Origin of the sequence: Pseudomonas sp., from assembly GCF_050739935.1 — a bacterium.
Taxonomy (GTDB): Bacteria; Pseudomonadota; Gammaproteobacteria; order Pseudomonadales; family Pseudomonadaceae; genus Aquipseudomonas.
Window position 1 is genome coordinate 9,446 of record NZ_JBOICF010000112.1, and the last position, 22,250, is coordinate 31,695.

Sequence of the window (22,250 nt, forward strand, 5' to 3'; positions counted from 1 at the left end):
GTGTCTAAACGTTATGCATCGTTGTTTGTCGGCCAGGATTCGGGCGGCGAAGAGACAGATCAGAGCTCCAACGCGCCCTACCACCTGCTGATGGTCGATGATGAGCCGCAAATACTGGCTGCACTGCGGCGGGTCTTTCAATATGAAAACTATCATTTGCACTTTGCCGGTACTGGCACCGAAGCGCTGAAGGTTCTCGCGGACCAGCAGATTCACCTGATCATCAGCGATTTCATGATGCCGCACATGAACGGCAGCGAATTACTTGCCCAGGTGCGCGAACGCTGGCCGCAGACCATCCGCATCATGCTAACTGGACATGCTAATACCGAGGCGGTAATGGGGTCGGTCAAGGAGGGTGCGGTCTATCGCTTTATCCTCAAACCCTGGGACGCCGATGATCTGAGGCTTACCATCGCCTTGGCGTTGGAACAATATGATTTGCAGCAGCGCAACCGCGCGCTCGAAAAGGAAAACCATAGACAGCATCGCGATCTGGAAACTCTGGCGAAACTCAGTGTCACCAACCGCAGTCAACTGGCCATCATGCTGCACAAGAAGGGCCTGCTCAACGCACAGCAGATCCAGCAGTTGCATAAGGAAATGCAAACCCACAAAACTCCCGTGATGCGCCAGTTAATGCAGCATGACTGGATCGAGAGCAACAGGCTGTATGAGGTGTTGCGCAAGGATCTGATGTTTGAAGAAATCGACCTGCGCGAATTCAAGGTCGACCTGCATTTGCTTGACCTCATTCCCCAAGCCGTTTGCACGCGGCAACTGGTCCTGCCATTGCGGGTAGCGGACAAGCGCCTGCGTCTGGCCATGGCCGACCCGATGGACCAAGGCCTCATCGAGGAATTGGGTTTTATAACCGGCTACAGCATGCACCCTTTGCTTTGCCGCTTGGACCAGTTGCAAGCCAAGCTCGTCGAAGTCTTCGGGCAGCCCGATAACCGTGTCGAAGACCTCGCGGCCGTCGTCGGCAACGCCGATCCTTATGAAAGTATCGAAATCGTCCTGGATGACGAGGGCGATGACCAAAGTATCGAGGCCTTGCTGGGATCCTCTGAAGACCCACCAGCCATTCGCCTGGTTAACGCGATCATTCTGGAGGCGTTGCGCCGAGGCGCCAGTGACATTCATATCCAGCCACGCACCAAGCACATAGTGGTGCGTTATCGGATCGATGGAGTTTTGCAGGATAAAATCCAGATTCCCAGTACATCGCTCATGTCGCTGGTGTCGCGCATCAAGGTGATGGCTGAGCTGGACATCACTGAGCGCAGGCGTCCGCAAGATGGCCGGATCACAGTAAAAACGCCGATGCGCATTGCTGACCTGCGCATCTCGACCTTGCCCACGATCAATGGTGAGAAGGTCGTGATGCGTGTCCTGGAGCGTCAGGCGGCGGCACAGTCGTTGGAAGAGCTGGGGCTGTCGGCGTACAACCTGCAGCGCCTTTTGCATGTAGTGAAGAAGCCGCAGGGCATGATTTTGGCCACGGGACCGACCGGCAGCGGCAAAACTACGACTCTGTTTGCGATGCTGCTACACGAGGCGTCGGCGGAAAAAAACTACGTCACCATTGAAGATCCGGTGGAGTTTCAGGTGGATCTGGCCAGTCAGGTTCCCGTGCGTGAGCGGATAGGCTTGGGTTTTGCCGGTGTACTGCGCGCGATTATGCGCCAGGACCCGGACGTGATCCTGCTCGGTGAAATCCGCGACGAGGAAACGGCCGATGTAGCCTTTAATGCGGCGCTGACCGGACATTTGGTGTTTTCCACCCTGCATACCAACTCGGCCGCCGCCACTGTAATCCGGTTATTCGATCTGGGGATCAAGCCTTTTGTGCTCGCCTCGGCGCTCGAGGCAATCATTGCGCAACGGTTGGTGCGGCGTATTTGCCCGCTATGTCGGCAGCCTGCCGAGCCCTCGATGGCGCAGCGACGCAGTTTGGGCGCGCCATTTCTGGAGCAGGGCATGGGGTTCTTTCAGGGGCGAGGCTGTAATCAATGTAACAACGGTTACAAGGGCCGTATCGCTCTGCTTGAAATCATGGTGGTCAACGATAGGCTGCGTACCGCAATCTCCGAAGGCATGGGGGTCATGCAGTTGCAGACCTTGGCGCGCGAGCAGGGGATGATCACATTGCTCGACGACGCGCGTGAGAAGGTTGCTCTGGGGTTAACGACGATAGACGAGGTGCTTCGTTTGCTAGGCCCCCAGGACATGGAAGACTTTTCATGAATGTCCGCCTGTTCGTTGTCCAGTCTTACCTATATGTGTTGGCCTTCGCCCTGCTGAGTATTGGAGGGTTAGGGCTGGTTGGTTTTCTGGGAAAGGTAGACCCTACCGCTCACTCCCCGGTTCTGTTGGTTGACAGTGCCATTTTATGGGCATTGATGGGAGGGTTGATTTTAGCCATCGTGCTGTCCAACCCTGGCGTACGAAATGCGATTGTGGTCCTAATCGTGTTGTTGGCAACCTTCAGCCTATTGAGTGACTACTGGGGTGACGGCCCGGATGAAGGCAATTCGATTGTCAGCGGGCTTCTACGAGTGCGGAGTAGCCTGGCGCTTAGCTCGTTGATGCTCACGCTTGGACTCTGCTTGAGTTCAGGCAATGCCAGGGCCAAGCGATTGGCATCGCTAATCGGATACGCCGTGATCGCCTCCGCCCTTTACTTGCAGTTTTCAGACACTCACCCCGGAACGGCGTTGCTCAATCCGGGGTTCAGATATTCCTCGATGCTCGTTGCCAATCTCTTCACGCTGTTCTTAGGCATAGCACTAGTACAACTTGGCCATCAAACGTCCGCCCAGTTGTTCTGCTCAGCTCGTTGGCCGGCTACGGCGGGCTTGCTGGGTACCATCCTCACGTGTTGTGCCTGGTATGTACTCAGTCTTCAAGCGATTGAAATCTTGAGCCGCGAAAGCACGGAGCTGTTATCCAAGGTTCAAAATAATGCTGAAAGACAAGTACAGAATCGGCTGTCGCTGCTGCTCCGTCTGGCCGAGCGTTGGCACGTGGCGGGTGAGATACCTTCTCCTCAAATGCGCGATAAGGAGCTGGCAAGCTATCTGCGAGACTTCCCGGACCTGCAGGCGGTCGCGCTGCTGGATGGTGAATTCGAGCCGCTTTGGCTGAAAGAGCGAGACACTGACTTCAGCACCTGGCTGCGCGAGTTTGCCGAAGAACCGCAAGGCCGGGAATGGTTGATAAGCGTCACGGCACAAGATGCGGCTCAAATCAGCCATGTCTTGCGCGGCAGCGGCGTAACGGGGCTCAACGCGTTGATTGCAGTGCCGCTTCGTATTCCCGGGCAACGCACTCGGCTGATCGTTGCCATTGTAGATATTCAGAGTTCGATAAAAGATTTGTTGGGCATGGTGCCCGACGGATTGTTCGTGCGCATATATGAACGGCAGACGCTGCTCTATGACTCCAGCAATCAAATTCCAGCGCGGCTTCAGTCCCCGCTCGGTGAGTTGCGCATCGCGCTCCACCATGAGTTCGACTGGCGTGCGGTCTGCTTCGTCGATGAAGCAAGAGTACAACGCGCGCGCGAGGCGTTTCCTCTGCTGATCATGGTGTTCGGCCTTACGCTGAGCTTCTTCTTCATGCTAAGCCAGCGCTTGGCAGGGGACGCCAAAGTCCGCGCCAAGCATTTGGAGCTAGCCAACGACGAGTTGCAAGCCAGCCTGGCCAGCCAACTGCATGTGCGAAGCCTGAACCAGCGAATCATGCAATTCACCCACGATATGCTGTGTTCGATCGACGAACAGGGGCGCTTCCTGGACGTTAGCCCATCGTGCATGAGGCTTTTGGGCTACAGCCAGGAAGAGCTAATCGGTCGCCATTATATGGATTTCGTGCTGCCGGAAGACCGTAAGAAGACTGCGTGCGAGGAACTTGAAATACGGGCTGGGCAACGCACGCAAAGCTTCCGTAACCGCTATGTGCACCGCAATGGTTTGCTGTTGCATATCCTATGGTCCGCAGACAAGGACGAGAATGGACAGACTTTGTTTGCCGTAGCGCACGATATCACCCAACTGGTGCAGAACGAGGCTTACGCCGAGGCCCAGCGCGAAATCCTTAACATGATATCCACGGACCGGCCTCTGCTTTCCATCCTGGAGACCATCTGCCGCATGGCCGAGGCGCAGGATGTTGGCTCGCTATGTTCCGTGCTGTTGCTGGATACCGAAGGGTTGCATCTTCATTTGGGGGCCGCGCCTAGCTTGCCCGTCGAATACAACCAGGCCCTCGATGGCTTGGTTGTGGGGCCTGGCTCGGGATGCTGCGGGACGGCGGTATATCGTGGCGAGCTGGTAGTGACACAGGACATCGGCAACGATCCTCTCTGGCGCGACTACGTCGGGCTCGCCGCGGAGCACGGCCTGAAGTCGTGCTGGTCGCTGCCGTTGCTATCCAACGATGGCCGCATATTGGGGACCTTCGCGACGTACCACCGCGTGCCATACCAGCCCTCGGATGAGCAGGTTCAGCACGTCTCAACGGCAGCGCACCTGGCGGCCCTGGCTATCACCCGAAGCCACGACCGACGCAACCTTGAGGAAAGAGAACAGCATTTTCGTTCACTCTTCACCTATAACACCGACCCGGTTTTTACCTTCTGCCTGTCTGGCAAGTTCGTCAACATGAATGATGCCGGTTCGCAGCTGACTGGCTTGCCTGAAAATGAAATCATCGGCATGCATTTTCGCCATCTCATAACTGAGGAAGAGCTTCCGCAAACTCTGCATCGCTTCGCATTGGCTTGCGCCGGCTTCGCGCAACGCTATAAAACCAAGGTACTGGGGCATGCCGGTGAGGTCCTTACGCTGGATGTGACCAACCTGCCGATTATGGTGGACGGGCAGATCGTCGGTGTATTCGGCATCGCAAAAGACATCACCGATCATGAACGAATGACTGAGGCCTTGAATCAAGCGCTCATCCGTGCCGAGCGTAAGGCCGAGCAACTTCGCGACTTGGGTACAGCTGCTATCGCCAGCGCCAAGTTGATGGACCATCAGGCATTGATCGATTACATGGTTGAACATGCCCGGCTGGTCATTGGCGCACACCAGTCGGTGTTGAGCTTAAGGCGAAACGAAAAGCGCGGAGAACCGATCCTTGGCATATCGCTCTCGAATAAGTACGCAGCTCAGCCTGGCTTCAGCAGCGATTTACTCGGCAATGCCCTTCATACGCTGGCCTACGACACTACCCAACCATTGATCTTGAACCAGAACGAGTTGGAGGATCATCCCCAATGGCAGAGGTTCGTCAATCAGGGCGCGCATGAGCTACCCATAAGGGGGCTACTTGCGGTGCCTTTGTCAGGCAAAGATGGCACTCACCTTGGTGTGCTGCAGCTGTCGGACAAGGAAAGGGGCGACTTCGACTCCGATGACTTGGCCATTGCTCACCAATTCGTCCAAATGGCCGTGTCGGTGCTGGACAACAATCGCCTGTTCAGAGAGAACATGGCCGCCGAACAGCGATTGAAAGCCCAACTGGATTACACCTCGGCCATTACCGACAGTATGGGAGAAGGCCTGCTGGCGATAGATGATGTTGGACGCCTGACCTTCACCAACCCCGCTGCGCAGAATCTGCTGCAAATTGATCAGCAGCCGTTGCAAGGGCGCCTGCTCAGCGACGTACTGCCGCTTGATCCGACAGCTTGGCGAACAGCTGACCCCGCCAGCCTGCGCGGCGCCTTTTCGTTGCTTGCTGGCAGTCGTCGCGACCTCATCTACGACGTCCGCCCAATGTCAGGTCAGGGAGGCAATACCGGCTGGGTGCTTGTGCTGCGCGATATGACCGCTCAGCGGCTGGCTGACCAGGCGCTGCGAGAGCGAGACCTGTTCTTCAACTTATCGCTGGAAATGTTTTGTCTGGTCAATCTGGAAGGCAGTTTCATCCAGGTCAACCCGGCCTTTGCGGAGATCTTGCGCTATCCCACAGCCAGCTTGACTGGCCAGCCTTATATGGAACTGGTGCATCTGGATGATCGGCTCATTGTCGAGCAGGCTATTCATCAGTTGCAGCAGGGGCACCGCATTCACGATCTGATCATTCGAGTGTGGGACAGCGAGCGGCAATTGCACTGGTTGCAACTCAGCGCGGCACTCGACGGTAATGTCATCTGTTGTTCAGCGAGGGATATAACCCGACGACGTGCCATCGAAGAGCAGATCTACCGGCACAATGTTCTGCTCAAGATGGCGGGACGAATTGCCAAGCTGGGAGGGTGGTCCATCGAGATGCCGAGCATGCAGGTGGTGTGGTCCGAAGAGATGTTTGAACTGTTGCGTTTTCCCAAGGAGCGCCAGCCTGGCCTGCAAGAAGTATTGGCCTTTCTGCTCCCGCACCATCGGGCGGCCGCACAGCAGGCACTCCAGGACTGCATGGAGCAAGGCAGCAGTTTCAACCTGGACGTGGAAATCCAGATTGCGACCGGAAATCTGATTTTCGCACGCCTGGCGGCCCAGGCGGTGCGTGACGAAACCGGCCGCATCGTCCGCATTTCCGGAGCATTTCAGGACATAAGTGAACGTAAGGAAGCACAGCGCGAAGTGCAGCGCTTAGCGACGCGTCTGGGAACCACGCTGGAAAGCATCACCGATGCGTTTTATACCTTGGATAACAACTGGAAGTTCAACTACGTAAACGGAGAGGCAGCGCGGCAGCTCGGCGTCGAAGTAGCGGACCTGACAGGTAAAGGATTGTGGGCGGCGTTTCCGGGGTTTCGCGAAAGCGTGATAGGCCATCGCTACCTGGAAGCCTTGTCGCAAAACCAGGCTGCCCATTTTGAAACCTTCTTTGAACCACTTGGGATCTGGTGGGAAGTACATGCTTATCCCTCCGAGGAGGGGCTGGCGGTTTACTTTCGAGACATTTCAGAACGCAAGAGCACCGAGCATGAGTTGCAGGCCACATTGCTTGAGCTTGAAAGAAGCAATGAGGAACTTCAGGCTTTCGCTTTCGTGGCTTCCCATGACTTGCAGGAGCCGTTGCGCAAGATTCAGGCCTTTTCGGAGCGCCTGTCCACACGTTCCGCCGATCTTGACGAGGAGGGACGAGATTATCTGAAACGAATGACCTCCGCCGCCGCACGCATGCAGGCATTGATCATCGACTTGCTGAACTATTCGCGCGTCAGCATCCGGGGCATCCCCTTGTGTAAAGTCGAGCTGGACCAAGTGCTCAGCGAGGTGCTGGTGGACATAGAAGCCAGTCTGGAGGAAACCGAAGCTGAAGTAGAGCGGGTACCGTTGCCGGCGATACTGGGCGATGCCAGCCAAATGCGTCAGGTATTACAGAATCTGATCAGCAATGCGGTTAAATTTCAGAAACCGGGAAACAAACCGCTCATCCGGGTATATGCCATGCCGGAGGATGATTTCACTTGGACGTTGTGCATCGCCGATAACGGCATCGGTTTTGATGAAAAATACCTCGACAGGATCTTTAACCCGTTCCAGCGGTTGCATGGTCGCCAGTCTTATGCGGGAACCGGGATCGGGCTCGCCATCGTCAAGAAGATAATTCAAAGCCACGGAGCTCGCATTACAGCTAGCAGCGCCCCCGGTAAGGGAAGCTTGTTCCGGATCAACTTCCCTGCATGGACAGGAGCTGTAGATGAGTAGTCTCGAGCCAATTCGAATTCTTATTGCCGATGATGATCAAGATGATTGCCTGATGATCAAAGAGGCGTTCAAGGAAGCTTTCAAAGAGCGCGAGATGATCCAGCTCCACTTTGTCCATGACGGTGAGTCATTGCTCAGTTACCTCAGAAATCTGTGTCCGTTTGACAGGCATGTGACCTGTCCCATGCCAAGCCTCATGTTGCTGGACCTGAATATGCCTCTTATGGACGGGCGCGAAGCGTTGGCGCTCATCAAAGCCGATGCGGCATTGAGTGGCATACCCGTTGTTGTCCTGAGCACTTCATCCGCGAAGGAAGAAATTGACAGAAGCCGTGCGATTGGTGCCAGCGAATTCATCACCAAACCGGCCAGCTTCAACAAACTGGTAAGTATGGTGGGTTCGCTCGATCACTACTGGTTGGACGGTGGTCAGCCTCCAATAGGCGGGAGCAAGAAATGAAAGAATTTGGCAATGGCTGGCGTCTGCTGTTGATCGATGATGACGAAGATGACTTCATTATCGTCAAGGATTTGCTCCGACAAGCCAACCACCAGAGCGTGTTGCAGTGGTGCAATAGTTACGCACAAGGGATGCAAGCCTTGCTTGGGCAGGAGCACGATCTTTGCCTGGTCGATTATCGCCTTGGCTCGGAGTCAGGCTTGACCTTGATTAAAGAGGCGATGACGGCGGGCGTCACCACGCCGATCATTCTCCTGACTGGCCAGGGCGATGCCCAGCTCGACGCCAATGCGATCGAATACGGGGCGGCTGATTATCTGGTCAAGGGGCAGTTCGATAGCCATCAGCTGCAACGAAGCATTCGTTATGCCATTGACCGTGGGCTGGCTATCTCCAGGCTTGCCGAAAGCGAAACCCGATATCGTCTGCTCTTTGATTCCAATCCCGAACCCATGTGGGTCGTTGCCAAGCAAATCCCGCGCTTTCTGGCGGTGAACAGAGCTGCCTTGCAACTGTTCGGTTATGAGCAGGATGAGTTTTTGGCCCTGAGAGGGGCGGATATCTATTGCGATGCGCAAGGCAGCGCGCTGCACTTCGTACCTCCTTTTTTCAACAGTTCCGACGTGGGTGTGGCCACGTTCAGCCACAAGAACGGAAATCAGGTCTATGCCAAGGTAGTGGTACATGACTTCGAATTCGCCAACCAGAGTTGTTATCTGGTATTGGCGATAGACGTCACCGAAAAGCGCAAGGCTCGCGAAGAAGCCAGGCAGCGAGAGCAAGCGTTTCGCAAGCTGCTCAGCGATACCCGCGATGCCTTGCTGGTTATCGCCGCCGACGGCAGGGTGTGCTTCGCCAATCGTGCGGCGCAACAACTGTTCAGGCTTTCACAAGAGCAGCTCCTGGGGCATAGCTTTGAGTTGGGCGAACAACAGGAGACGCTTTTCGAATGGAGCCTGACGATGCCTACAGGCCAGTTCGAAGTGGAAGTTCACAGTTCAGAGACTGACTGGGAAGGTGCGCGTGCGCGCCTTCTATCGCTGCGCGATATCGCCGACCGCAAGGAGTCCCAGAAACAACTGCGCTTGCTCAAGCGCAGCCTGGAGGCCAGCTACAACGGGGTGATCATTGTCGACGCGCGCGCAGTCGATTTTCCGATCATTTATGTGAGCCCCTCATTCGAACGCATTACGGGTTATCGAGCAGAAGAAGTGCTCGGCCGTAACTGCCGTTTCCTTCAAGGCGAAGAGCGCGACCCGCTACAGGTTGAAGACATTCGCCGGGGGTTGGCCCAGGCTCGCGATGTGCGCACTGTCGTACGCAATTTCCGCAAAGATGGGACTTTGTTCTGGAACGAGTTGTTTATCTCACCGATTATCAACGAGCAAGGCGTGATCACGCATTTCGTTGGCATACAGAACGACATCACCGAGCAAAGACGTTACGAAAATGAACTGAGCTACAACGCAAGCCACGATGTACTGACCGGTTTGCCGAACCGCGCCCTCCTAGAAGATCGGCTTGGCCAAGGCTGCAAGTTTGCCGTGCGCTACCAGCGCAGCTTGGCAGTCATGTTCATCGATCTGGACGGCTTCAAGCCGATCAACGAAACCATCGGCCATCAGTTTGGTGACCTCGTCCTGGTCGAAGTAGCCAAGCGCATGAGCGAGCAAGTGCGCCCGGGCGATACCGTTGCGCGCATGGGGGGTGATGAGTTCATCGTGCTCTTGCCAGACCTTGCCCGGAGCGAGGATGTCGTGCCCATCGCGGAGCGGCTCATCAACAGCATTTCCCGTCCGTATCGGATACAGAGCATCGAATTGCATGTCACCGCGAGCATTGGCATAACCTTGAGCGATGGTCATGTGGCGCAGCCTACGCAGCTTATTCAGCAAGCCGATATGGCCATGTATAAGGCCAAACAGGAGGGGCGTAATAACTTCCAGTGGTACACCAAAGACCTTGACCTCAGGGTGAGCGAGCGCGTCAATTTGCGCAATGAGATACAAAAGGCAATAGAGTCGGAAGCTTTCGAACTTTATTACCAGCCGCAAATAGAAGGACGCAGTGGGAAAATTGTAGGTCTGGAGGCATTGCTGCGCTGGAAACATCCGGAGCGGGGATTCATCTCGCCGGCTTCATTCATTCCCGTTGCCGAAGACACGGGGCAGATCATTCCGCTGAGCATGTGGGTACTGAACACTGCATGTGAGCACATCGGCAAACTGAATGGGCAGGGTATCAATGCCGTCGTGGTCGCAGTGAATATTTCCTCTGTTCACTTTCAGAAAAGCAATTTCGTCGAAAGCGTACAACAGGTCTTGGCCAAGCATGGCCTGAGCGCAAAGTTGTTGGAATTGGAAATTACCGAAACCGTTCTTCTGGACAACGCCAACCGCGCCATCGAGACTTTGCATCAGCTCAAGAAACTGGGTGTACGTCTGGCTATCGACGATTTCGGCACAGGCTTCTCCAGCTTGAACTATCTCAAGCGCCTGCCCATCGACAAGGTCAAGATAGATCGCTCGTTCGTCAAGGAAGTCATCAGCGACCGCCACGACGCCGCGATCACGCAGGGCATTATATCTATCGCCCACCTTTTGCAATTAAAGGTCGTTGCAGAGGGAGTCGAGACAGAGCCTCAGCTGGCATTCCTTAAGAAAAGCCATTGCGACGAATTCCAAGGCTTCTATTTTGCGAAGCCCATGCCCTTTCAGGAAATCAAAAGCTTTCTCAACCAGCACATGCAAACCCAGGCCCAGGCCCTGTGGGGACAAGACAAGAGCGAGGAACAATCGCAAACGGTGCTCCTGCTGGACGATGAAGAGAATATCCTACGGGCGCTCGCGCGCGTTTTACGGCGCGACGGCTACAAGATTCTCATGGCTTCGCGCGCCCAAGACGCGTTCGAACTGTTAGCTAAAAACGATGTACAAGTCATCCTTTCGGACCAGCGCATGCCGGAAATGAATGGGACGGAGTTCTTGAGTCGGGTCAAAGTCCTCTACCCCAACACGATAAGAATCGTCTTGTCCGGTTATACCGACCTAAAGTCCGTAACCGATGCCATCAACCAAGGGGCAATCTACAAATTCCTGACGAAGCCATGGGACGACGACCAACTGCGGCAAACCGTCTCGAAGGCTTTTCGAGACAACCAAGAGCGCAATCCCGAAGTGTCTGGGTAGCATTGGCAACTGTGGGTTAGGAGAGTATCCGGTAACTGAACCCTACATCTACCTCATCCCCGCGCAGCTTTTTCCCATACATCTCCAAAGGGGCAAACGTAGAGTTTCAGTGTCGGATCTTCATTTGCCTATTTCCACGACTGCTGACAGCCGGGTTGGATGGGCACCGTCGAAATGGTGGCATTGATCCTGTTTCTACAGCAGATCAGCCACCTTCGCGGCAATCCCCCGCTTTGGCCAACCCCAGCATCGGTTACAATCAACGCATGACGGAGCCCATCTTGAGAATGGCGTCCGTCGCCTCGTTGAGACTGCCGATGCCCATCATATCCATATCTGGAGGGTTAAATGGTTCTTCAGGGGGCGGCGATGGAGGTCTCTGGCCGTAGTAGCGATGTGGTGTGGGGCGACGTGGGATGAGCTTCCAGCACCGATCGGTCGGGAGTAGCGCCGGTTTCTAGCGAATAGCAGGGCAGCAATTCCTGGATCTTTTCGACACTGTTGAACATCAGCACATCGATGATCGACAGATTGTCCACGAACGGTCTGCGGTATTGGCGATAGGCAATGTCGTTCATTTTGATGAATCTCAATGTCAAGCCATGTTGGGCAAAGTACTCCTGATCATAGAGTGCAGTTCCGCCCATCGGGTTGATGTAGAGGGTTGCACCAAAGATTTTCGCGGTTTGTATGACTCGATCCTGTTTATCGAGCGGGCCCGCCATATTCAAGTCGGAAGCGCGATGAATCTGGGTGTCAATGTGCAGATAAGCACACAGCTCTTTGATCGAATGCTCGATGTACAACGCCAGATTGTGGTGTGGAAAACGAATCAGTCGCTCCAGCAACGGCATGACCTGAGCGTAGTAGGGCGCTTTGGAGTAGTTATGCACGATTACTTTTATCAGGCGCTCTGCTTCATCCTTGAAGTTATCGCACAGCCAGCGCTGATTGATACCCAACTCGTATCGGTCCCGTTTCAAGGGGAAGGTGATCATCCTGGCTTCGTTCTTATCAAGGATTCTGTTGCGGTTGACCCAGCCTGACCTGATGTATTGCAGGTCGTCACCAAGGATGAACACATCGGCAGCGGCGATCAATTGGAAGTAACCCAAATAGGGAAACAGGTATGGTTGCATCATTGCAATTGTTTTGACCATTTCATTTCTCCATACGATTTTTATTATTGGGGTGCCCTTTACGTCCCAGTCGGGCTTTCGCTTTGTTCATGGGTGCAAAGTCTTACGTGGCTATCGCGGCCTGCCGCAGTTCACCAGAAAAAATTTGCACTTATATATACGCCAGTGGGCTATTTGGTTTGCCCCGCATCGATATCTCAGACGAATGCGTACCAACAAGCGATATCACCGGCTCGTTATTGAATACGCGTTATTGAGCATGACCTCGACTGGCGGAGGACATTAGCCGTTTGCAAAGATTAATGCTGATGTTTCGGGCGACCAGCACCAGCGCCTGTAGCTTGTGCAATGGCGATATAGCCGATAGCGACAAGCCGAATACCTGGATTAGAAAGTACTCATATAGCGGCTGATTACCCAGGCGGTGATAATAGTTGGCCAGGGCTGAGCAAGTTTGCAGGCTCATATGCAATTTGCGTTTATTCGTACGCATTGAAAAGATCCCACCCGGATGAACCCGATATGCGGCAGGCTTTATCTGTCCCAGAAACTTGCCTTTGCCATGGGCGCCGAGCAGCGACCACCAGCACATGTCACCGAGCGGAGCGTGAACCAACTCCTGCGGTAATTCATGAAAGACGTTGCGAAAACATACGGTCAGCGTAGAGATGGGCCGCCCCTTTTGCAGTTCCAGAGCGCTGGCATCGCGGCGCCACTTTCCTTGCAACTGGATGCCCCTTTCACCGTGCAGGTCAAAGGTCATCGCGTCATGGTAGGTCATCACGTAGTCATGATGGTTTTCGAGGAAATCCACCTGGATTTGCAATTTATGGGGATCGGTCCAGTAGTCATCGCCTTCGCAAAAAGCGATGTAACGCCCGCGCGCCTCTTTGAACAGCCCAGGGGTGCAAGGCTTACCCTGCTGGAACTGATTCACCTGGTGGTATATGGGCCGGATGATTTGCGGATAACGTTCGACATAGCTGGCGAGTACTCGCGCAGTGCCGTCCGTGGATGCATCGTCATTAACCAAGATCTCGAACGGGAAGGTCGTCTCTTGTGACAGAAACCCATCGAGCGTTTGAGCAAGGAAGGTTTCGTGGTTGTAGGTCGGGCAGACAATGCTCAAAAGCGGATGCTGGGATACATGCTCAGTGGCAGTGTTTGATGAGATGGCAGTCATGGCGCGGTACTCGGGTTGCTAAATAAGGATAAGCGCTCCTCCTCCAAGACCGCCTTGATGCACGAACTGCATAGTGCCGGTAATGTCGTGTTGGCAGGCCGGACGCTTGTCATTTCGACGGACGCGCGCGGGACTCTTTGGTCCTGCTGCTTGCATGGCGAATCGTCTGACTCCTATGTATCGACGCGATAGCCCAACTTGTCAAATTATTTAGTCATAGCCTTGGCGAATTATTGATGAGCGGCTTAATTATTATTTTAACTATATGATTTTAAAGGGCGTCAAAAATACATCGTGCGCGACCATAGATGTTTTGACGGTTTGAGGGCTATCCCTCACCTCTCGTTATTTTTGGTTGTTACGCAAGTCTGTCGTTTTAATCCCCGAGCACAGCATCAACTGCAAGGCACGGTGTCGTCCCTGTAAGGCCATCCGCGCTGTTTTCAGGGTGCGAAATACAACTTCAAAATTCTCTTGCATCGTAGCGACAAGCGGACTACGGTTATTGAACAAATTATCAATAATAATTCGCGGGCGACGGAATGACCAATTCTAGCGACGATGACAATAAGAAAAAATCCGACGCGAGCGGTTTGCGCAAGGGCCTCACCAGCTATGGCGACAGCGGTTTTTCGCTGTTTCTGCGCAAGGCGTTCATCAAGGGCGCAGGTTACAGCGACAGCGCGCTAGACCGTCCAGTGATCGGCATCGCCAACACTGGCAGCGCCTTCAACCCGTGCCACGGCAACATGCCGCAGCTGATCGAGGCGGTAAAGCGCGGGGTGATGCTGGCGGGCGGCCTGCCGATGGATTTCCCGACCATCTCGATCCACGAAAGCTTCGCCTCGCCGACTTCGATGTACCTGCGCAACCTGATGTCGATGGATACCGAGGAGATGATCCGCGCCCAGCCGATGGACGCGGTGATCCTGATCGGCGGTTGCGACAAGACGGTGCCAGCGCAGCTGATGGGCGCCGCCTCGGCTGGCATTCCGGCGATCCAACTGGTTACTGGCTCGATGCTGACCGGCTCGCATCGCGCTGAGCGGGTCGGCGCCTGCACCGACTGCCGCCGCTTCTGGGGCAAGTACCGCGCCGACGAGATCGACGGCGACGAAATCTCCGAAGTGAACAACGCGCTGGTGGCCAGCGTCGGCACCTGCTCGGTCATGGGCACGGCCAGCACGATGGCCTGCGTGGCCGAAGCGCTGGGCATGATGGTGCCTGGCGGCGCCTCGCCGCCGGCCGTTACCGCCGACCGCATCCGGATCGCCGAACGCACCGGCGCGACTGCGGTGGCGATGGCCAAGAGTGGCCTCACGCCGGACAAGATCATGACGGTCAAGGCCTTCGAGAACGCGCTGCGCGTGCTGCTGGCGATCGGCGGCTCGACCAACGGCATCATCCATCTGACCGCTGTCGCTGGCCGGCTCGGCATTGACCTGTCGCTCGAGCGGCTCGACGCGCTCGGCCGCGAGACGCCGGTGCTGATCGACCTGAAGCCGTCCGGCCAGTACTACATGGAAGACTTCCACGACGCCGGCGGCCTGCACGCGCTGCTGCGCGAACTGCGGCCGCTGCTGCATCTTGACGCGATGACCGTGACCGGCCGCACGCTCGGCGAAGAGCTTGATGCGGCCGGCCCGGGCTTCGCGCAGTCAGTTGTGCGACCGATGTCGAACCCGATTTACCCGCAAGGCGGCATCGCTGTCCTGCACGGCAACCTGGCGCCGGGCGGCGCCATCATCAAGCAGTCCGCAGCCGACCCGGCACTGATGGAGCATGAGGGTCGCGCGGTGGTGTTCGAGAACATCGAAGATCTGGTGCTGCGCATCGACGACGACGCGCTCGACGTCACCGCGGACGACATTCTCGTACTGAAGCACATCGGCCCGACTGGCGCCAGCATGCCGGAAGCGGGGTACATCCCGATTCCAAAAAAACTGGCGCGCGCTGGCGTCAAGGACATGGTGCGCGTGTCGGACGGGCGCATGAGCGGCACCGCTGGCGGGACCATCGTGCTGCACGTGACGCCGGAGTCGGCGATCGGCGGCCCGCTGGCCTACGTGCGCAATGGCGACCGCATCCGCCTATCGGTCCAGGCGCGTGAAATCAGCCTGTTGGTGTCCGACGCCGAGCTGGCGCAGCGTGCGCTCGATCGGCCGGTGACGCGACCGACCGCGCAGCGCGGCTATCGCCAGTTATTCCTCAAAACCGTGACTCAGGCGGACCAAGGCGTAGATTTCGACTTCCTGCGCGCTCCGGTCGGTGACACATCCGAAGATGCGCAACCCAACCCTGTCAAGCCAACATGAATAGCGCGCTGTGATCGGTTTGCCGGTGTTCGAGCATCAACTCAACCGAGGTCAGCCCGCCGGGAGAAGAGCCCAGTTCTGACCTTTCGGCTGTCTGCGAACAGGGAGTTTTTTTGCCCCAAAAAAGATAGCCAATATTATTATCAATAATAAGTGACAAGCCTTTTTTTTCGGTCTACTTTTGAACCATAAAAAAACAATAAAGAGGAGACAGCATGATCGAGGATCCTTCGATTCCCTTGCTTGATGTACACGGCGTGACGCTGCAGTACAAGACCAGCGATCACCTCATCACCGCCACCTACCGCGTCAATTTCAAGGTTCTCACGTCAGACCGCTTCGTGCTGCTCGGTTCCTCCGGCTGTGGCAAGTCGACCCTGCTCAAAGCGGTTGGCGGCTACATCGCGCCGACCGAAGGGGAGATCCGCCTGAAGGGCACGCCGGTACGCGGCCCCGGCCCGGACCGCATGATGGTGTTCCAGGAATTCGACCAGCTGCTGCCATGGAAGACGGTCAAGGAAAACGTCATGTTCGCGCTCGAAACGTCGGGCAAGCACAAAGGCAAGGCAGCCGAAGACAAGGCGATGCAGTACATCGAGAAGGTCAACCTGGCCAACTTCGCCAACAACTACCCGCACACGCTGTCGGGTGGCATGAAGCAGCGCGTGGCGATCGCACGCGGCATGGCGATGGAGCCGGACATCCTGCTGATGGACGAGCCGTTCGCCGCACTCGACGCGCTGACCCGCCGCAAGATGCAGGACGAGCTGCTCGATTTGTGGGACGACACCAAGTTTACCGTGCTGTTCGTCACCCACTCTATCGAGGAAGCAATCAAGGTAGGCAACCAGATCCTGCTGCTGACGCCGCATCCGGGCCAGGTCCGCGCCGAGCTGGCAAGCGTGCCGCGCGACCGCCTGCAGACGGACGAGGCGCGCGCGCTCGAGAGTCGCATCCACGACATGTTATTCACGCCCGAAGCCGAAGCCGAGGTGTCCCATGTTTAACGCCGTCACGCCGCAGTCGCAGCCATCTTCCGGGCGCAGCAAGGAAGTGATCCACGAAATCGTCTCGTCGTCCGAGTTTGGCGTCATCCAGAAAAAGCTTTCTCCATGGGAGGCCATCTATCAGGTCAGCGCAGTGCGCAAGGGCGCGATCCTGATCGTGCTGGCAGTGATCTGGGAGGTCTATGCGCGCTCGGTCAACAACGAGCTGATGTTCCCGACCTTCTCCTCGACGATGCAGGCCTTCGGCAACGGCATCCTATCGGGCAGCCTGATCGTCAAGGCCTGGACCTCGATTGAAGTGCTGTTGATGGGCTACGCGGCCGGCATCGCGATCGCCGGCGTGTTCACCGTCATCGCCATCAACTCGCGCATCGGCACCGACCTGCTCGAAACGCTCACCGCCATGTTCAACCCGCTGCCGTCGATCGCGATTCTGCCGATGGCGATGGTCTGGTTCGGCCTGGGCACGCAAAGCCTGGTGTTCGTGTTGATCCACTCGGTGCTGTGGGCAGTGGCGCTCAATACCCACACCGGCTTCACGTCGGTGTCGAACACGCTGCGCATGGTCGGGCGCAACTACGGCCTGCGCGGCTTCGGCTACGTCGGCAGAATCCTGATCCCGGCCGCGTTCCCGAGCATCCTGATCGGCCTGAAGGTGGGCTGGGCGTTCGCATGGCGCACGCTGATCGCCGCTGAACTGATCTTCGGCGTCAGCTCAGGGCAGGGCGGCCTTGGCTGGTTCATCTATGAGAACAAGAACCTGATGGATATCCCGAATGTATTCGCCGGCCTGTTCGCGGTGATCTTTATCGGACTGATCGTCGAGAACCTGATCTTCCGCACGATCGAAACGCACACCTTGCGTAAGTGGGGAATGGTGAATTAAGCGGCATGCCCAATCGGCACCTTCCAATAAAACAGGCGCACAAAGCGCCGTAGGAAACTGACAAATGAATGGATATACCAGCAAGCTCGTCAAGGCGTTGCTCGCCCTGACCTTCGTGGCGGCGCTGCCAGCGCACGCAGTCGACCTGCGCATCGCCAAGCAGCCGGGCCTGACCTACCTGCCGACCATTATCATGGAGGAGAACAAGCTGATCGAAAAGCATGCAGCCGCCATGGGTATCAAGGACCTGAACGTTTCCTGGCGCATGTTCAACTCCGGTGCCAGCTTCAACGACTCCCTCATTTCGGGCAACATCGACATGGCGGTGGCGGGCACCACCAACCTGATCCTGCTGTGGTCGAAGACCAACGGCGCGATGAAAGGCTATGCCAGCGTCGGCGCCATCCCGCTAGTGCTGGTGACGCGTAACCCGAACGTCAAGACCGTGGCCGACTTCGGCGGCGACGACCGCATCGCGGTGCCGACCGTGAAGCTGTCGAGCCAGGCCATCGTGCTGCAGATGGCGGCCGAGAAGGAATTGGGCCTGCCGGGTCGCGCCAAGATCAACGCGCTGACGGTGTCGATGGGCCATCCCGACGGTGTGATCGCGATGCTGAACAAGAGCGCTCAGATCACCAGCCACTTCACCATGTCGCCATACGCCGAAATGGAGCTTAAGCAGCCAGGCACGCGCAAGATTCTCACCTCGAACGACGTGCTGGGCGGCCCGATGTCAATCGCGATCATCTTTGGCTCGGTCAAGTTTCATGACGAGAACCCCAAAGTGGTGCTGGCAATGAACGCCGCGCTCGACGAAGCGCTTGACCTGATCGCCAAGGATAAGCCCGCCGCCGCAGCCGTCTACCTGGCCAACACCAAGGAAAAGACCGCCTTGCCGGACCTGGTGGAAATGCTCAACGGCCCGGATATGGTTTTCTCCAAAACGCCGTCGAATACCATGCAAATGGCTAACTATTTCGCCCACGCCGGTTATATCCAGCGTGCCCCGACCGACTGGAAGGAAATGTTCTTTCCTGAGGCTCATAATCTGAACGGCAACTAGCATTGCCAATGCAGGCCGCCGCGGCGGCCTGTGATCATCAACTGTAATATTGGACACGCATGAACAACACACGCCAACCTGAATCCACCGCGCTCGACGTCGACAATAACGCACAAGTGCGCATGACCGTCGAAACGCTCGAGGAAGACATCGCGTTCGGCTACATGCACCCGCGCGAGCGCTTGGTCGAGGACGAACTTCGCGCTCGCTTTGGCCTCAAGCGCCACGTCGTGCGCCAAGTGCTGGCCGAACTGGAGAAAATGGGACTGGTCGAGCGCAAGAAGAACATCGGCGCCTTGGTCAAGTCATACAGCGTCAAGGACGTGGTCGACCTGTACGCCGTGCGCGACATCCTCGAGACCAGTTGCGCGCGCAGCATCGCGTTGCCCGTATCGCCGGAAAAGCTGGACGAACTAGATGCCATCCAGCAACGCCACGACGATGCCGTACGCGACTCGAACCTGCACGTTGCCTTCCGCATGAATATCGCCTTCCACAAGGCGCTCTTCGCCCTATCCGACAACGCCGCACTGACCGAGATGATCGAACTGGCGGCGCAGCGTGCACACGTGATTCGCTCGCTGTCGATGGTGGTGCCGCAGTATCTCGAAAAAGCGCGGCGAGACCATCGCGAGATGATTGACGCGTTGCGCCAGTGCGACCAGGAGCGCCTGGTGGCGCTTTGCCGCGACCACTTGCTGCCGTCGCGTAACGCCTACATAGAACAGCAGCAGCGCATGGCGCACCTGTCCGAGCGCGCATCGATGGTCAACCTGAAGAAAGCGACATCCTGATGCAAGACCTTCTGCTGATCGGCCAATTCCCCCCGCTCGCCCAAGAACTCATCGACAGCGAATTCCGCTGCCACAGCCTGGCAGCGCTGGAGCACGACGAGGCGCTGCGTACGTCGGTGCGCGGCATCATCACCCGCAGCAACTGCGCGGTGCCGGCCGATGTCATCGAGTGGCTGCCGAATCTGGGCATCATCGCCACTTGCGGCGTCGGCTACGACCTGATCCCGGTCGATGTCGCCGCAAGGTGCAACGTCATCGTCTCGAACACGCCCGACGTACTGAACGACGCCGTCGCCGAACTGTGCGTTGGCCTGCTGTTCGCGCTGCTGCGTCGGATTCCGCAGGCCGACCGCTTCACCCGTTCCGGCGCCTGGCGCACCAACGCGTTCCCGCTCGGCGTTAGCCTGGCCGGCAAGAAGGTCGGCATCGTCGGCCTGGGCCGCATCGGCAAAGAGATCGCCAAGCGCATGATGCCGTTCGGCGTCACGCTGTCGTACTACGGCCGCACCGACCAGCGCCTCGACTTGCGCTTCGAGCCCGATCTACACCAACTGGCGCGCGACAGCGACATCCTGATTCTGACCTCGCCGGGCGGCCGAGCAACCGAGCACATGATCGACGCCGCGGTACTCGACGCGCTCGGCCCGCAAGGCTATTTGTTAAATATCGCACGTGGATCAGTGGTCAAAGAAGAGGACCTGATCGATGCGCTGTCGCGTGGCGCGATCGCTGGCGCGGCGCTCGACGTGTTCGACGCCGAACCGGATATCGATCCGCGCTTTTTCGAACTCGATAACGTGGTGCTCTTGCCGCACGTGGGCAGCGCCACCAACGAAACGCGCATGGCGATGGCGCGCCTGACCCTCGACAATCTGCACAGGTTCTTCGAGGACGGCACAGCGCTCACGCCGGTCTGATTTCACTTCACACGAGAATAATAATGATAGAGACATCAGAAAAGCGTGTCACCGGCCCGATCATCCGCCTGCATTCGAGCGACAACATCGTCATCGCACGGGTCGACGTCGGCATCGGCGCCCGAATCGACGGCGAGGGCATCGTCTCGCGCAGCCAGGTCCCGGCCGGCTACAAGATCGCCAGCGTCCGGATCCTCAAGGGCGAGCCGGTGCGCAAGTATAACGTCGTGATCGGCTTCGCAGCCGCCGATATCGAGGCCGGCACCATGGTCCATAACCACAACATGGACTTCCGCGATTTCGCCCGCGACTACGCCTATGCCAGCGAGTACCGCGACGTCGACATGATTGAAGAATCGCAGCGCGCTACCTTCCAGGGTATCGTCCGTGCCGACGGCAGGGTAGCGACGCGCAACTTCATCGGCATCCTCGCCACCGTCAACTGCTCCGCGACAGTGGTTCGCCGGATTGCCGACTGGTTCACGCCCGAGCGCCTGGCGGCGTATCCGAATGTGGACGGCGTGGTCGCCTTCAGTCATTCGATCGGCTGCGGTATGGAGATGACCGGCGAACCGATGGCACTGCTGCGGCGCACGATGGCTGGCTACTCGCGCCATCCCAATCTGGCCGGTGTGCTGGTGGTGGGCCTCGGCTGCGAGCGCAACCAGTTGAGCGGCCTGATGGAAGACGAGCAGCTGCGTACCGGCCCGACCCTGCGCACCTTCGTGATGCAGGAAACCGGCGGCACCCGCAAGACCATAGAGGCTGGCGTCGCCGCAGTGATGGACATGCTGCCGGACGTGAACAATGTCGAGCGCACCACGGTCAGCGCCAGCCACCTGATAGTTGGCCTGCAGTGCGGCGGCTCCGACGGCTTTTCATCGATCACCGCCAATCCCGCGCTGGGCGCCGCGGTCGACCTGCTGGTGCGCCACGGCGGCACCGCGATACTGTCGGAGACACCCGAGATCTACGGCGTCGAACACACCCTGACGCGGCGCGCGGTCTCGCGCGACGTCGGCGAAAAACTGGTGGCGCGGGTGCGCTGGTGGAAGGAAGAGTATTCGGTCGGACGCGATGTCCAGATCAACGGCAACGTCAGCCCCGGCAACCAGGTCGGCGGCCTCGCCAACATTTTCGAAAAGTCGCTTGGCTCTTCAATGAAGGGCGGCACCGGGCCGCTGATGGAAGTCTATAAATACGCCGAGCCGGTCAAAGCAACGGGCTTCGTGTTCATGGACACGCCAGGCTTCGACCCGGTGTCAGCCACCGGCCAGATCGCCGGCGGCGCCAACCTGATCGCCTTTACTACCGGGCGCGGTTCGATGTTCGGCGCCAAACCGGTACCGTCGATCAAGCTGGCCACCAACACGCCGATGTTCACCCGCCTCGAAGAAGACATGGACATCAACTGCGGAGAGATCCTCGACGGCACCTGCACGCTGCTGGAAATGGGCCAGCGCATCTTCGATTTGATGCTAGCCACCGCCTCGGGCGAACGTTCCAAGAGCGAGCTGCTGGGCCTTGGCGACAACGAGTTCGTCCCTTGGCAGATCGGCATCATGAGCTAAACATCGGCAAATTTTTTTGCCTGTTTAAGTTATCAATAATATTGTCAAAAAAAGGAAAAA

Annotated in this window: 13 protein-coding genes; 11 read left to right on the forward strand and 2 right to left on the reverse strand. The window is 57.2% G+C overall.

Annotated features, from left to right (window positions below):
• From ACRER8_RS22455 to ACRER8_RS22470, 4 genes are read left to right on the forward strand one after another with little or no spacing between them, the layout of a single operon-like run.
• The gene (locus ACRER8_RS22455) at positions 1 to 2,250 is read left to right on the forward strand and encodes an ATPase, T2SS/T4P/T4SS family (RefSeq protein WP_431748383.1); all 2,250 of its coding nucleotides are present in this window, start codon (positions 1 to 3) and stop codon (positions 2,248 to 2,250) included.
• Positions 2,247 to 7,667, forward strand: coding sequence for a PAS domain S-box protein (locus tag ACRER8_RS22460; RefSeq protein WP_431748384.1), 5,421 nt, complete (start codon positions 2,247 to 2,249; stop codon positions 7,665 to 7,667). The genes ACRER8_RS22455 and ACRER8_RS22460 overlap by 4 nt, the downstream gene beginning before the upstream one ends.
• Positions 7,660 to 8,127: a response regulator gene (locus tag ACRER8_RS22465; protein WP_431748385.1), complete on the forward strand. Its 468-nt coding sequence runs from the start codon at positions 7,660 to 7,662 to the stop codon at positions 8,125 to 8,127. Before ACRER8_RS22460 ends, ACRER8_RS22465 begins: the two co-directional genes overlap by 8 nt.
• The gene (locus tag ACRER8_RS22470) at positions 8,124 to 11,315 is read left to right on the forward strand and encodes an EAL domain-containing protein (RefSeq protein WP_431748386.1); all 3,192 of its coding nucleotides are present in this window, start codon (positions 8,124 to 8,126) and stop codon (positions 11,313 to 11,315) included. The genes ACRER8_RS22465 and ACRER8_RS22470 overlap by 4 nt, the downstream gene beginning before the upstream one ends.
• A gap of 356 nt (positions 11,316 to 11,671) precedes the next feature.
• On the opposite strand, the gene ACRER8_RS22475 is transcribed toward ACRER8_RS22470, so the two are convergent.
• Together ACRER8_RS22475 and ACRER8_RS22480 are read right to left on the reverse strand one after the other, a co-directional pair.
• Positions 11,672 to 12,475: a WbqC family protein gene (locus ACRER8_RS22475; RefSeq protein WP_431748387.1), complete on the reverse strand. Its 804-nt coding sequence runs from the start codon at positions 12,473 to 12,475 to the stop codon at positions 11,672 to 11,674.
• A gap of 229 nt (positions 12,476 to 12,704) precedes the next feature.
• Positions 12,705 to 13,637 carry a glycosyltransferase family 2 protein gene (locus ACRER8_RS22480; RefSeq protein ID WP_431748388.1) on the reverse strand — a complete coding sequence of 311 codons (933 nt, stop codon included), beginning with the start codon at positions 13,635 to 13,637 and terminating at the stop codon, positions 12,705 to 12,707.
• Between the two features lie 542 nt (positions 13,638 to 14,179).
• Here ACRER8_RS22480 and ACRER8_RS22485 point away from each other — a divergent pair.
• From ACRER8_RS22485 to ACRER8_RS22515, 7 genes are all read left to right on the forward strand, one after another.
• Positions 14,180 to 15,952, forward strand: a complete 1,773-nt coding sequence (locus tag ACRER8_RS22485; protein WP_431748389.1) for an IlvD/Edd family dehydratase — start codon at positions 14,180 to 14,182, stop codon at positions 15,950 to 15,952.
• A gap of 215 nt (positions 15,953 to 16,167) precedes the next feature.
• On the forward strand, positions 16,168 to 16,959 hold the full coding sequence (locus ACRER8_RS22490; protein ID WP_431748390.1) for an ABC transporter ATP-binding protein: 792 nt from the start codon (positions 16,168 to 16,170) through the stop codon (positions 16,957 to 16,959).
• Positions 16,952 to 17,845 carry an ABC transporter permease gene (locus tag ACRER8_RS22495; protein WP_431748391.1) on the forward strand — a complete coding sequence of 298 codons (894 nt, stop codon included), beginning with the start codon at positions 16,952 to 16,954 and terminating at the stop codon, positions 17,843 to 17,845. Before ACRER8_RS22490 ends, ACRER8_RS22495 begins: the two co-directional genes overlap by 8 nt.
• 64 nt (positions 17,846 to 17,909) lie before the next feature.
• Complete coding sequence (locus tag ACRER8_RS22500; RefSeq protein WP_431748392.1) at positions 17,910 to 18,908, forward strand: ABC transporter substrate-binding protein; 999 nt, start codon at positions 17,910 to 17,912, stop codon at positions 18,906 to 18,908.
• 122 nt (positions 18,909 to 19,030) lie between these two features.
• The gene (locus ACRER8_RS22505) at positions 19,031 to 19,702 is read left to right on the forward strand and encodes a GntR family transcriptional regulator (RefSeq protein ID WP_431748393.1); all 672 of its coding nucleotides are present in this window, start codon (positions 19,031 to 19,033) and stop codon (positions 19,700 to 19,702) included.
• Positions 19,702 to 20,619, forward strand: coding sequence for a 2-hydroxyacid dehydrogenase (locus ACRER8_RS22510; protein WP_431748394.1), 918 nt, complete (start codon positions 19,702 to 19,704; stop codon positions 20,617 to 20,619). Before ACRER8_RS22505 ends, ACRER8_RS22510 begins: the two co-directional genes overlap by 1 nt.
• A 23-nt stretch (positions 20,620 to 20,642) precedes the next feature.
• Positions 20,643 to 22,190 carry a UxaA family hydrolase gene (locus ACRER8_RS22515; RefSeq protein WP_431748395.1) on the forward strand — a complete coding sequence of 516 codons (1,548 nt, stop codon included), beginning with the start codon at positions 20,643 to 20,645 and terminating at the stop codon, positions 22,188 to 22,190.
• Positions 22,191 to 22,250: the final 60 nt, after the last annotated feature.

Bases quoted from the DNA above. Each gene is read 5' to 3' on its own strand.
- ACRER8_RS22460 (WP_431748384.1), top strand. From the start codon at position 2,247: ATGAATGTCCGCCTGTTCGTTGTCCAGTCTTACCTATATGTGTTGGCC.
- ACRER8_RS22465 (WP_431748385.1), top strand. From the start codon at position 7,660: ATGAGTAGTCTCGAGCCAATTCGAATTCTTATTGCCGATGATGATCAA.
- ACRER8_RS22470 (WP_431748386.1), top strand. From the start codon at position 8,124: ATGAAAGAATTTGGCAATGGCTGGCGTCTGCTGTTGATCGATGATGAC.
- ACRER8_RS22475 (WP_431748387.1), bottom strand. From the start codon at position 12,475: ATGGTCAAAACAATTGCAATGATGCAACCATACCTGTTTCCCTATTTG.
- ACRER8_RS22480 (WP_431748388.1), bottom strand. From the start codon at position 13,637: ATGACTGCCATCTCATCAAACACTGCCACTGAGCATGTATCCCAGCAT.
- ACRER8_RS22485 (WP_431748389.1), top strand. From the start codon at position 14,180: ATGACCAATTCTAGCGACGATGACAATAAGAAAAAATCCGACGCGAGC.
- ACRER8_RS22490 (WP_431748390.1), top strand. From the start codon at position 16,168: ATGATCGAGGATCCTTCGATTCCCTTGCTTGATGTACACGGCGTGACG.
- ACRER8_RS22495 (WP_431748391.1), top strand. From the start codon at position 16,952: ATGTTTAACGCCGTCACGCCGCAGTCGCAGCCATCTTCCGGGCGCAGC.
- ACRER8_RS22500 (WP_431748392.1), top strand. From the start codon at position 17,910: ATGAATGGATATACCAGCAAGCTCGTCAAGGCGTTGCTCGCCCTGACC.
- ACRER8_RS22505 (WP_431748393.1), top strand. From the start codon at position 19,031: ATGACCGTCGAAACGCTCGAGGAAGACATCGCGTTCGGCTACATGCAC.
- ACRER8_RS22510 (WP_431748394.1), top strand. From the start codon at position 19,702: ATGCAAGACCTTCTGCTGATCGGCCAATTCCCCCCGCTCGCCCAAGAA.
- ACRER8_RS22515 (WP_431748395.1), top strand. From the start codon at position 20,643: ATGATAGAGACATCAGAAAAGCGTGTCACCGGCCCGATCATCCGCCTG.